The 13319-nt window shown below is 73.4% G+C and carries 2 protein-coding genes (1 of these 2 only partly in view); both read right to left on the reverse strand.

All coding sequences use genetic code 11. The features are described 5' to 3' along the window. The gene (locus CP984_RS17525) at window positions 1-12423 is read right to left on the reverse strand and encodes a non-ribosomal peptide synthetase (protein WP_003983009.1); all 12423 of its coding nucleotides are present in this window, start codon (window positions 12421-12423) and stop codon (window positions 1-3) included. Then, window positions 12420-13319, reverse strand: the end of a protein-coding gene (locus CP984_RS17530; protein ID WP_129820997.1) for a non-ribosomal peptide synthase/polyketide synthase. 24111 nt of this gene lie beyond the right edge of the window; 900 of the gene's 25011 nt are visible here — the last part of the coding sequence; its start codon lies off the right edge, out of view — the gene reads right to left on this strand; its stop codon occupies window positions 12420-12422. The genes CP984_RS17525 and CP984_RS17530 overlap by 4 nt, the downstream gene beginning before the upstream one ends.

Genomic DNA, 13319 nt, shown 5'->3' on the forward strand with positions numbered 1-13319 from the left:
TTAGAGCCTGCGCTGCGCGAAGGACAGCGGCACGCGCTCCGGCCGCGGCACCGGGGCCAGGGCCTCCCGTACCGTCCCGGCCGGGTCCAGGCGCTCCGCGAGCCCCGCCACGGTCGGCGCCTCGAACAGCGCCCGTATCGGCAGTTCCGCGTCCAGGAGCGTACGGACCCGGCCGATGAGCCGGGTGGCCAGCAGCGAGTGGCCGCCGAGGTGGAAGAAACTGTCGTCGATGCCGACCTCGGGCACGCCCAGCACCTCCGCGAACGCCTCGCACAGGACGCGTTCGGTGGCGGTGCGGGGGCCGCGCCGGGCCGCCCGCGGCGCCCCGGTGTGGCCGGGCGCGGGCAGCGCCTTGTGGTCCAGCTTCCCGTTCACGGTCAGCGGCAGCCGCTCCAGCGCCACGAACGCCGAGGGCACCATGTACTCCGGCAGCCGCGCGGCGGCGAACTCCCGCAGCACGTCATGGTCCGTGCCGTCCGCGGCATCCCCGGCGGACACCACGTAGGCCACCAGCCGGTGGTCCCCGGGAGTGTCCTCGCGTGCGATGACCGCGGCCTGCGCGACGGCCGGGTGCGCCTCCAAAGTGGCCTCGATCTCGCCGAGTTCGATACGGAACCCGCGGATCTTCACCTGGGTGTCGGCCCGGCCCAGGTACTCCAGCTCCCCGGCCTCGTTCCACCGCACCACGTCGCCCGTGCGGTACATCCGGGTGCCGGGCGCGCCGAACGGGTCGGCGACGAAGCGCTGCGCGGTCAGGCCGGGGCGTCCGAGGTAGCCGCGGGCCAGGCCCGCGCCGGCGACGTACAGTTCGCCGGCGGCTCCCGGGGCGGCGGGGCGCAGTCCGGCGTCCAGCACGTACGTGCGCAGGTCCGGGATGGCCTCGCCGATGAGGCTGCCGGTGGCCCCCTGTGCCGTCTCGCGGTCGAGCGGCAGGTGGGTGACGTGGACGGTGGTCTCGGTGATGCCGTACATGTTGACCAGGCGCGGCGCGTCGTCGGCGTGCCGGGCGTACCAGCCCGCCAGACGGCGCAGTTCCAGCGCCTCGCCGCCGAAGACGACGTAGCGCAGGGCGAGCGGTACGTCCGTCTCCTCGTCGGCCTGCATGAGCTGGTAGAAGGCCGACGGGGTCTGGTTGAGGACGGTGACCCGTTCACGGGAGAGCAGTCGCAGGAAGTCCCGCGGCGAACGGCTCACCTCGTGCGGTACGACCACCAGGCGGCCGCCGCTCAGCAGCGGCCCCCACAGCTCCCACACCGAGAAGTCGAAGGCGTAGGAGTGGAACAGCGTCCAGGCGTCGTCGGCGCCGACGTCGAACCAGTGCCGGGTCGCCGAGAAGAGCCGTACGACGTTGGCGTGCGGTACGACCACGCCCTTGGGCCGCCCGGTCGAGCCCGATGTGTAGATCACGTACGCCGGGTTCCCGGGCAGCGGCCGCGCGGACGGTGCCCTCTCGGCCTCGTCGTCCCAGGCCCGCAGCGCGTCGAGCGACAGCCTGCTGCCGGGCGCGCCGTCCAGATCCCGCGCCGTCTCGGTGATCACGACCACCGGTGCGGTGTCGTCGAGCATGTACGCGATGCGGTCCGCCGGGTAGCCGGGGTCCACCGGTACGTACGCGGCACCGGACTTGAGCACCGCGAGCAGGGCGGCGACGAGGTCCGCCGAGCGCGGCAGCGCCACCGCGACGAAGGTCTCGGGTCCGGCGCCGTGCGCGGTCAGCGCCCGCGCCCAGCGCTCCGCGCGGGCGTCCAGCTCCGCGTAGGTCAGGCGCTCGTCCTCGTGGACGACCGCGACCGCGTCCGGCACGGCCCGCGCGCGGGCCGCGAACAGTTCGGGCAGCGTGGCGTCCGGGGCCCGGTGCGCCACCGGCTCCGGGATCAGCCGCCGCAGCTCGGCGCCGGAGAGGACCCCGATGCGGCCGACCGGGGCGTCCGGCTCGGCCGTGAACGCCTCCAGTACGCGCAGCAGCCGCCCGAAGAGCCGGTCGATCCACGCCTCCTCGAAGAGGTGCGGCTGATAGTCGGCGCGGAACTCCAGCCGCTCGCCGGGGAGGGCCGCGACGCTGATCGGGTAGTGCGCGGCGTCCGAGCCGTGGGCGTCGGCCAGTTCCACGTCGCCGACCGCGGCTTCCAGCGCCTCGTGGTCGATCGGGAAGTTCTCGTAGACCAGCAGCGTGTCGAAGAGGTCGCCGGTGCCGGCGAGCGCCTGGAGGTCGGCGAGGCCCAGGTAGGCGTGGTCGAGCAGGTTGGACTGCTGGTGCTGGACACGGGCCAGCAGATCGGCGACGGACTCGGTGACGTCCAGCGTGATCCGGACCGGCAGGGTGTTGATGAACAGCCCGACCATGTCCTCGATGCCCGGGATCTCGGCGGGGCGCCCGGAGACCGTGGTGCCGAAGACCGCGTCGTCGCGGCCGGTCATCCGGCTGAGCACCAGTGCCCAGGCGCCCTGGAGCACGGTGTTGACCGTCAGCCCGAGCCGGCGGGCCAGCGCGTCAAGGTCCCGCGTCAGCTCGGCGGAGGCGCTGACCGCGTACTGCGCGGGCTGCGCCGGGGGCGCCTGCTCCGCCGTCGGGGGCGCGAGCAGGCACGGCTCGGCGCCGGACAGCACCTCGCGCCAGACCCGCTCGGAGGCCGTACGGTCGCGCTGCGCCAGCCAGGCGAGGTAGTCGGCGAAGGGACGGACGGGCGGCAGGGCAAACGCGTCGCCGCGCTTCCCGTACAGCTCGAAGAGTTCGCCGGTGATCAGCGGCACCGACCAGCCGTCGAGCAGGATGTGGTGGCTCGTCCACACCAGGCGGTAGCGGTCGCCGCCGAGCCGGATGAGGGTGAAGCGCATCAGCGGGGGTGCGGCGAGGTCGAAGCGGCGTATCCGGTCGTCCTCGACGAACCGGTCCGCTTCCGCCTCCGAGAGCGTTATCTCCCGCCACGGGGAGGCCACGGTCCCGGCGATGAACTGCACCGGCTGGTCGAAGCCGTGCTGCCGGAAGCCGGCGCGCAGTACGGAATGGCGGGCGACCAGCGCCTCCACCGCGGCCCGCAGGGCCGGTACGTCGACCTGCCCGCGCAGCTCGAAGATCTGCTGGGTGTTGTAGACGTCCACGCCGTCGGTGTCGTACTGGGCGTGGAAGAACAGGCCCTGCTGGAGCGGCGAGAGCGGCAGCACGTCCGTGAGGGACGGGTGCTCGGAGCGCAGTTCGTCCAGTTGCCGCTGGGTGACGGTGACGAGCGGCGCGTCGGACGGGGTGAGACCGCCGCTGCCGGGCCGCGCGGCGTGCGTCACCAGCGCCTTGAGCGCGTCGAGCCACGCCTCGGCCAGCTCCCGGACGTCCGCTTCGGGCAGGACGCGGGTGGCCCAGCCCCAGTTCGCGACGAGATACGGGCCGTCCGGCCGGTCCTCGGTCACCGCGTTGACGTCCACGATGTGCGGCAGGGCCATGTCCGGCTCCGCACCGCCGGCCAGGCCGGTGGCTTCGGGAGCGGCCTCCCAGTAGGAGGGCCCGTCCGACGGGTCCGCCCCCGAGGCCGCGAACCGGCCGAGGTAGTTGAACCCGATCTGGGGCTGCGGCAGCCGCGCCAGGGCGTCGGCCGTCCCGGTGTTGAGGTAGCGCAGCAGCCCGTAGCCGATGCCCCGGTCGGGGACGGCCCGCAGCTGCTCCTTGACCTGCTTCAGGGCGGCCCCGGCGGCGGCCCCGCCTTCCAGCGCGTCGGACCGGTCGATGCCGTCCAGGTCCAGCCGTACGGGATACAGGCTGGTGAACCAGCCGACCGTGCGGGACAGATCGGCGCCGTCCACCAACTCTTCCTGGCGGCCGTGGCCTTCGAGATCGACCACCACAGCGGGGGTGTCGGGCAGACCGCGGCGGCGGCGCCAGGTCAGGACCGCCAGCGCCAGGCCGGTGAGCAGCACATCGTCCACACTGGCGCGGAAGGCCGCGGGCACCGAGGTGAGCAGCGGGCCGGTCCACTCGGCGGGCAGGGTCACGGCGAGTTCGTCGCCCGTGGCGACGGTGTCCCGCGCCGGGTCGAGCGTGCGGGAGGTGAGGGCGGACGCGGGCCCGTCGAGCGTCCGCTCCCAGAAGTCCCGCTGCCCGGAGTCCGCGGCGCGCTTGGTCAGCTCCCGGGCCCAGGTGCGGAACGAGGTGGGTACGGGGTCCAGTACGCAGTCGCCGTCCGTCGCGCTCAGCTCCCAGGCGGAGGCCAGGTCGGGCAGCAGGATGCGCCAGGACACACCGTCCACGGCGAGGTGGTGGATCACCAGGAGGAGCCGCCCTGTGGCGTGCGGGCCGGCGTCGAACCAGACCAGGCGGACGATGCGGCCCTCTTCGAGGGACAGGTTCCGCTGTGCCGCGGCGGCCGCGTCCTCCAGGGCGTCCAGAAGCCCGTCGGCGTCGGCCGCGGAGACATCCACCCGCTCGACGCACGCAGCCGCGGGCACCGTCCCCCGCGGGGCGATCTCCCAGCTGTCCCCGCGCAGCCGGGACCGGAGCACGTCATGGTGATCGAGTACGGCCTGGAGCGCGGCGGTCAGCCGGTCGAGCCCCAGCCCGGCCGGGACCTCGACCAGCATCGACTGGTGGAACCCGGCGTAGTGCCCGGCCTCCTGGATCATGGAGGCCACGATCGGGGTCAGCGGCACCGGGCCGGTACCGGCGTCCCGGTCCTCGGCCACGCCCGGCGGACGGTCGCCGGCGATCTGCGCCAGAGCGCGCGGCGTCCGGTGCCGGAAGACGTCCCGGGGGCTGAGCACGAGCCCGGCCTTGCGGGCGCGGCCGACGAGCTGGATGGAGACGATGCTGTCACCGCCCAGGTCGAAGAAGCTGTCGTCGATGCCCACCTCCGGCACCCCCAGCACCTCGGCGAACACCTCGCACAGCGTCCGCTCCGTCGCGTCGCGCGGGCCGGACAGCGGCCGGTCGCTGGTGGCGTGGTGGGCGGGCGCGGGCAGTGCCTTGCGGTCGATCTTGCCGTTGGCGGTCAGCGGCAGCTCGTCCAGCGATACGACCACGGCCGGAACCATGTAGTCGGGCAGCCGCCCGCCGAGGAAGGACCGCACCTCGTGTCCGTCCGCCGTACCGACGACATAGCCGACCAGCCGGGTGACGCCCGGCCGGTCCTCCCGTACGGCCACGGTCGCCCGGCTGACACCGGGATGCGCCGCGAGCGCCGCTTCGACCTCGCCGAGTTCGACGCGGAAGCCGCGGATCTTGACCTGGTCGTCGGCCCGGCCCACGAACTCCAGCTGACCGCGCGCGTTCCAGCGCACCACGTCACCGGTGCGGTACATACGAGCGCCCGCCGTACCGTACGGATCGGCGACAAACCGCTCCGCTGTCAGGCCCGCACGGCCCAGGTAGCCGCGCGCCAGACCCTCACCCGATACGTACAGCTCACCCGGCACACCCACCGGAACCAGACGCAACCGCCCGTCCAACACGTACACCCGGGCGTTGCCCACCGGTCGCCCGATCGCAGGCCAGGACGCCTCCGCCAGCCCGGTAGAGGTCACGTCAACCGTGGCCTCCGTCGGCCCGTAGAAGTTGTGAACCGACACGTCCTCCAGCGCCGCCAGCCGCTCCCACAGCGCCGCGCCCAGCGCCTCACCGCCAACTACCAGCGTTTTCGGCCGGTGTCCCGGCCCCGTGAACAGCCCGGAGTCCAACAAGTGCTGCGCGAACGTCGGCGTCACGTCCAGCAGATCCAGCTGCTCGGCCACCGCGTACGCACGCAGCAGCTCGGGGTCCCGGCGCGTGGTCTCGTCGATGAAGTGCAGCTCGTGACCGGCCCACATCCACAGCAGCTCGTCCCACGCGGTGTCGAACGACAGCGACGCCGTCAGCGCGATCCGGAACCGGCGCCCGTCCGATACCGGCCCGAAGAATTCCGCCTGGTGGGCTCGGAGCAGATTCACCACGCTTCGGTGCTCCACCACCACACCCTTGGGGCGGCCGGTCGAACCCGACGTATAGATCACATACGCCGGGCTGGACGGCGACACCGGCGCCACCCGGTCGGCCTGTGCCAGGTCCGTGGCGGGGAGCGCGGCGAGCGCCCGTACGGTCTCGGGGTCGTCCAGCGGCAGTTGGTCCGTCCCGGACGGCAGTTCCGCCGATGCCGGTCCGTGCGTGGTCAGGGTCAGTACGGGGCGGGAGTCGGCCAGCATGAACGCGATGCGGTCCGCCGGGTACTCCAGGTCGACGGGGACGTAGGCGGCGCCGGACTTCAGCACCGCCAGCAGGCCGACGACGGCCTCGCCGGTCCTCGGGAGCGCCGACGCCACCGAGGTCTCCGGTCCGGCACCCCGCGCGACCAGCAGGTGCGCGAGCCGGTTGGCGCGGGCGTTGAGGTCGGCGAAGGTGAACCGGCCGTCGGCGCACACCAGCGCCGTCGCCTCGGGCGTGGCCGCGGCCTGCGCCTCGAACAGCTCGGCCAGGGTTGCCGGGGTGGCCGGGACCTCGGTGCCGCGCCCGGTTTCCAGCAGGGCGGTCCGGGCGTCCGCCGAGTGGATCTCGATGTCGCCGACCGTGCCCCGGGGGTTGTCGGCCATGGCGTCCAGGACCCGCAGGAGGCTGCCGAGGAGCTGGTCCACGCGCTCGGCGTCGAAGAGGTCGGGCCGGTAGTCGGCGCGCAGCTCCAGTTCGGTGCCGGGGATCGCGGCGAGGCTGACGGGGTAGTGCGCGGCGTCCTCGCCCTCGACGCCGCGGATCGACAGCCCGCCGGTCTGCTCGTCCAGGGCCGTGCCGTCCACGGGGTAGTTCTCGAAGACCAGCAGGGTGTCGAAGAGCGCGCCGGTTCCGGCCAGGGACTGGAGGCGGTTGAGGCCGAGGTACTGGTGCGGCATCAGCTCGGTCTGCTGGTGCTGGAGGCGGGACAGCAGCGTGGCGACCGGCTGGTCCGGGTCCGTGGTGACGCGGACCGGCAGGGTGTTGATGAACAGGCCCACCATGGTCTCGACGCCGGGGACCTCGGGCGGGCGTCCGGAGACGGTGCTGCCGAACACCACGTCGTCGCGGCCGGTCAGCCTGCTCAGCAGTACCGCCCAGGCGCCCTGCACGACGGTGTTCAGGGTCAGACCGTGCCGGCGCGCGAAGGCGGTCAGCGCCTCGGTCCGCTCCGCCGTCGCCCGTACCGAGCGCTGCGCGGGCAGCACCGGCGTGTGCTGGTTGTCCTCCGGTACGAGGAGGCAGGGCTCGACGCCCGCGAGCGCCTGCTGCCAGGCGCCCTCGGCGGCCTGCCGGTCCTGGCCCGCCAGCCAGGCGAGATAGTCCCGGTACGGGCGGACCTTGGGCGGGGCGGCGGCGTCGCCACCGGACGTGTACAGCTCGAACAGCTCGCCCACCAGGAGCGGGGTCGACCACCCGTCCAGCAGGATGTGGTGGCTGGTGAACAGCACCTTGGCCCGGCCGCCCGGCAGCGTGAGCACGGTGAAGCGCACCAGCGGCGGTGCGCCGAGGTCGAAGCGGCGCAGCCGGTCGGCCTCGACCGCCGCCCGAGCCCGGGCTTCGGCCTCCTGGGCGGGGAGGTGGGTGAGGTCGATCTCTTCCCACGGGAGATCGACGCGTGCGGGGATGAGCTGGAGCGGGCGGTCCAGGCCGTCGTGCCGGAAGGCGGCGCGCAGGTTGGCGTGCCGGTCCAGCAGGAGGTGTGCGGCGGTGCGCAGCGCGTCGGCGTCGAAGTCGCCTTCGAGGTCGAAGACGAGCTGCGTGTTGTAGATGTCGGGGCCCTGCTCCTCGAATACGGCGTGGAAAAGCAGGCCCTGCTGGAGGGGCGCGAGCGGCAGCACGTCGGCCAGCTCGCCGGGGACGGTCGCGGCGAGCGCGTCCAGCTCCGGCTGGCCGAGTCCGGCCAGGGGTACGTCGGAGGGGGTGAGCCCGCCGGCGCCCGGCCGCGCGGCGTGCGCCGCCAGCGCCTTGAGCGCGTCGAACCATGCCTCGCCGAGGGCCTTGACGTCCGCCTCGGACAGCACGTCACCGGCCCAGCCCACGGTGGCGACCAGGTGCGGGCCGTCCGCGCGGTCCTCGGTGTGGGCGTTGACCTCGATGAGGTGCGGCAGCGGCATGTCGTCGTTGGTGCCGCCGCCGATGCCGGTGGCCTCGGGCGCGGACACCCAGTGCGCATCCCCGCCGGTGTCCTGCGGGCCGCTCGTCGCGAACCGGCCCAGGTAGTTGAAGCCGATCTGCGGTACGGCGCCGCCCGCCAGCTGTTCGGCCGTCCGCGGATCGAGGTGGCGCAGCAGGCCGTAGCCGATGCCGTTGTCCGGTACGGACCGCAGCTGTTCCTTGATCCGCTTGAGGGCGGCGCCCGCCGCCGCGCCGCCCGCGGCGGCGTCGGCCGGGTCGATGCCGTCCAGGTCCAGGCGGACCGGGTACAGGCTGGTGAACCAGCCGACCGTACGGGACAGGTCCGCGCCGGGCACGGCCTGCTCCTCGCGGCCGTGGCCCTCCAGGTCCACCAGGACGGCGCGTCCGGCGTTCTCCTTGCCCTGCCGGTCGCGCCAGTTCGCGACGGCGATCGCCAGGCCCGTGAGCAGCACGTCGTTGATGCCGGCCCGGAACGCGGCGGGCACTTGGGTCAGCAGCGGCGCGGTCCACCGGGCGGGGAGGCTGAGCGTCAGCTCGGCCGCCGTGGTGACGGTGTCGAGGGCCGGGTCGAGGGCGCGGGCGCCGAGGAGCGGTTCGGGCTCGGCCACCATGGCGCGCCACAGTTCGAGTTCGCCGGTCCGTTCCCGTGCCGCCGTCTCCAGGGCGCGCGCCCAGGTGCGGAACGACGTGCCGACCGGGTCGAGTTCGATCTCCCCTCCCCCGGTGGTCTGCTCCCACGCGCTGCGCAGGTCGGGCAGCAGGATGCGCCAGGACACGCCGTCCACGGCCAAGTGGTGGATGGCCAGGAGCAGGCGTCCCGAGGCGTGCGGACCGGCGTCGAACCACACGGCCCGCACGAGGTCGCCGGTCTTCGGGTCCAGCGACCGCTGCGCCGCCTCGGCCTCGTCGGCCAGGGCCGCCATCAGCGCGTCACCGTCCGCCCCGGCCACGTCCACACGCCGTACGGCAGCCCGCACGGCACCGCGCGGCGCGATCTCCCAGGTACCCCCGTCGAGCCGGGAGCGCAGCACGTCGTGGTGGTCCAGCACCGCCTGGAGCGCGGTGGTCAGCCGGTCGAGCCCCGCGTCGGCGGGGACCTCGACCAGCATCGACTGGTGGAACTCGCCCCAGGGCCCGGCCTCGTCGGTCACGGCCACGATCGGGGTCACCGGCACTTGCCCGATGCCCGCCCCGGCCTCCTCCACCACGACCGCGTCCCGCGCGGTGTCCGCGACCGCGGCGAGCGCCTCGACCGTACGGTGGGTGAAGACCTCGCGCGGGCTGAGCACGAGCCCGGCCTTGCGGGCGCGGCTGACGAGCTGGATGGAGACGATGCTGTCGCCGCCCAGGTCGAAGAAGCTGTCGTCCAGCCCCACTTGGGGAACGCCCAGCACCTCGGCGAAGAGCCCGGCCAGCAGCCGTTCGGTCTCCGTACGCGGCGCGCGGCCGGAGCGGGCGGCCGACCCGGCGTAGTCCGGCGCCGGCTGGTCCGCGAGCAGCGCCTTGCGGTCGATCTTGCCGTTGGCGGTCAGCGGCAGCTCGTCCAGCGGGACGACCGCGGCCGGGACCATGTAGTCGGGCAGCCGGTCGGCGAGTGCCTGCCGCAGCCGCGGCCCCTCCGCGTTCCCGACCACGTAACCGACCAGCCGGGTGACATCGCCGTCGGTACGCACCACGACCGCGGCCCGGTTCACGCCCGGCAGGGCGGTCAGGGCCGCTTCGACTTCGCCGAGTTCGACGCGGAAGCCGCGGATCTTGACCTGGTCGTCGGCCCGGCCCACGAACTCCAGCTGACCGCGCGCGTTCCAGCGCACCACGTCACCGGTGCGGTACATACGAGCGCCCGCCGTACCGTACGGATCGGCCACGAATCGTTCGGCCGTCAGGCCCGCACGGCCCAGGTAGCCGCGCGCCAGGCCCTCACCCGATACGTACAGCTCACCCGGCACACCCACCGGAACCAGACGCAACCGCCCGTCCAACACGTACACCCCGGCATTGCCCACCGGGCGGCCGATGGCGGGCCAGGAGGCGTCCGCCAGGCCGGTGGAGGTCACATCCACCGTCGCTTCCGTCGGCCCGTAGAAGTTATGGACCGACACGCCCTCCAGCGCCGCCAGCCGCTCCCACAGCGCCGCGCCCAGCGCCTCACCACCGACCACCAGCACACTCGGCCGGTGTCCCGGCCCCGAGAACAGGCCGGAGTCCAACAGGTGCTGTGCGAACGTCGGCGTCACGTCCAGCAGGTCGAGGGACTTGTCGAGGGCGTAGTCGCGGAGTGTGTCGGGGTCGCGCCGGGTGCGGTCGTCGATGAAGTGCAGCTCGTGACCCGCCCACATCCACAGCAGCTCGTCCCACGCGGTATCGAACGACAGCGAAGCCGTCAGCGCGATCCGGAACCGGCGCCCACCCGACACCGGGCCATAGAACTCCGCCTGGTGCGCACGGAGCAGATTCACCACACTCCGGTGCTCCACCACCACACCCTTGGGACGCCCCGTTGAACCCGACGTATAGATCACATACGCCGGGCTGGACGGCGACACCCGCGTCCTGTCCTCACGCCGCGCCACGTCCGTGGCGGCAAGCGTCCGCACGGTCTCCGCGTCGTCCAGGACGAGTTCGGCGACGCCCGTGCCGGACACGGCCGCGCGGGTGGTGGTCGTGGTCAGGGTGAGCACCGGGGCCGCGTCGGTGAGCATGTAGCCGATGCGCTCAGCCGGGTACTCGATGTCCACGGGCACGAACGCGGCGCCGGACTTGAGCACCGCCAGCATCGCCACCAGGGCCGAGGAGTCGCGCGGCAGCACGAGGGCGACGCGGGATTCCGGCCGTACGCCGCGTGCGGTGAGCATGGCGGCCAACCGGTCGGCCCGAGCGTCGAGTTCGGCGAAGGTCAGCTCACCGTCGGCGGACACCAGCGCGGTGGCGTCCGGCGTGGCCGTGGCCTGCTCCTCGAACAGCTCGGCCAGGGTCGTCGGGGCGGTCCGGAGCCCCGTGCCCCGACCCAGCGCCAGCAGCCGGACCCGCTCCGGCGCGGGGAGCACGTCCACCCGGCCCACGCACTTGTCCGGGTCCTCGGTGATCGACAGGACCGCCCGTACCAGGCGGTCCAGCACCTCCTGGGCCTGCTCCAGCCGGAAGAGGTCGGGGCGGTAGTCGAAGCGGATCTCCAGGTCGTGGCCGGGGACGACCGAGACGCTCAGCGGGTAGTTGGTCGCGTCGTCCGCGGCGACGGCCGAGACCCGCAGGCCGTCCTCCGTGTCGTCGAAGGCGTCCTCGTCGATGGGATAGTTCTCGAACACCATGAGGGTGTCGAAGAGTTCGCCGCCCGCGAGGGACTGGAGCTGGTTGAGGCCCAGGTACTGGTGGGCGAGCAGCTGGGTCTGCTCCTCCTGGAGACGCGTGACGAGCCGGCCCAGCGTCTCGGACGGGTCCAGGCGCAGCCGGACCGGCAGGGTGTTGATGAACATGCCGACGATGTCCTCGACACCGTCCAGCTCCGGCGGGCGGCCCGACACCGTGGCGCCGAAGACCACGTCGTCGCGGCCGGTGAGGGAGCCGAGCACCAGCGCCCAGGCCGCCTGCACCACCGTGTTGACGGTGACGCCCAGCCCGCGGGCCCGTTCGCCGAGCGCCTTGGTCTCCGCGGCGCTCAGTACGCTCACGCACTTGCCCGGCACCACCGACTCGCGCAGCGCGCCGGCGGGCGCCACCATGCAGGGCTCCGCGCCCGACAGGGCGTGCCGCCAGGCCGCCTCGGCCTCCGTGCGGTCCTGGGTGGCGAGCCAGGACAGGTAGTCCTTGTACGGGCGGACGCCGGGCAGCGCGGACGCGTCGCCGTCGCGTGCGTAGATCTCGAAGACCTCGCCGAAGACCAGCGGCATCGACCAGCCGTCGAGCAGGATGTGGTGGTGGGTGAAGACCAGCCGGTGCAGCCCGTCCGCGAGCTTGAGGAGCGTGAAGCGCAGCAGCGGCGGCCGGGTCATGTCGAACCGGCGCGTACGGTCCGCCTCGGCCAGTCGCGCGGCCTCGGCCTCCGCCTGTGCCGCCGGGCGGCCCGAGAGGTCGGCCTCCTGCCACGGCACCTGGACCGCGCGGGCGATGAGCTGTACGGATTCGCCGCTCTTGCGCTGGCGGAAGGCTGCACGCAGCGCCGGGTGACGCCGTACGACGGCCTCGACTGACCTGCGGAGCCGTCCGGCGTCCAGTTCGCCGTGGAAGTCGAGCGTCAGCTGGACCGCGTACAGGTCTGCTTCCCGCTCGTCGTACAGGGCGTGGAAGAGCAGCCCTTCTTGCAGGGGTGACAGCGGAAGGAGGTCTTCGATCTTCGACTGCTGCTTCACTCCGCGGTCCCCCAGTCGTCTTCCATGTCGCTTTCGAACTCATCGATGTCGTCCTGGTCCACCTCGACGAGCGAGACGTCGGACGGGGTGAGGCCGCCCGCGTCGGGGCGCTCGGCGTGGCCGAGGAGGGCGCGCAGGGCCGCGAGCCAGCCGTCGGCGAGCCGCCGGACCTCCGCCTCGGGCAGCAGCTCGGCGGCCCAGGTCCAGGTGGCGACCAGGACGGGTCCTTCGGGCCGGTCCTCGGTCATGGCGTTGATGTCGATCACGTGGGCCAGTGGCATGTCCGGCTCGCTGCCGCCGCCGGGCTCGCCGATCCAGTACGCGTCCTCGGGCCGGCCGGCCCCGTCCGCCCCGTCACCGTCCCCGGCGGCGAACCGGCCGAGGTAGTTGAGGCCGATCTCCGGCCGGGCCTGGGCCGCCAGCTCTTCCCCGGTCGCGGGGTTGAGGTGGCGCAGCAGGCCGTACCCGACTCCGTGGTCGGGGATGGCCCGCAGCCGCTCCTTGACCTGCTTGAGCGCGGTGCCCGCCGCCGGGCCGCCGGCCAGCGCGTCCGCGATGTCGATGCCGTCCAGGGTGAGGGATACGGGGAAGAGGCTGGTGAACCAGCCGACGGTGCGCGAGAGGTCGGCGCCGTCGACGATGTGCTCCTCGCGGCCGTGGCCCTCCAGCTCGACCGCGACCCCGCCGGTGCCCCGCCGGTCGGCGACGGCCAGGGCCAGGGCGGTCAGCAGCGCATCGTTGACGCCCGCGTTGAAGACCGAGGGCACCACCGTCAGCAGGGCTTCGGTCCAGCGGGTGGGCAGGGACAGAGTGAGGTCCCGGCCCGTGGCGGCGGTGTCCACCGCCGCGTCCAGCGGACGGGCGGCCAGCGGCTCGGCGCCTTGCGCGTACTGCTG

This window comes from Streptomyces rimosus, from assembly GCF_008704655.1.
Classification (GTDB): Bacteria; Actinomycetota; Actinomycetes; order Streptomycetales; family Streptomycetaceae; genus Streptomyces; species Streptomyces rimosus.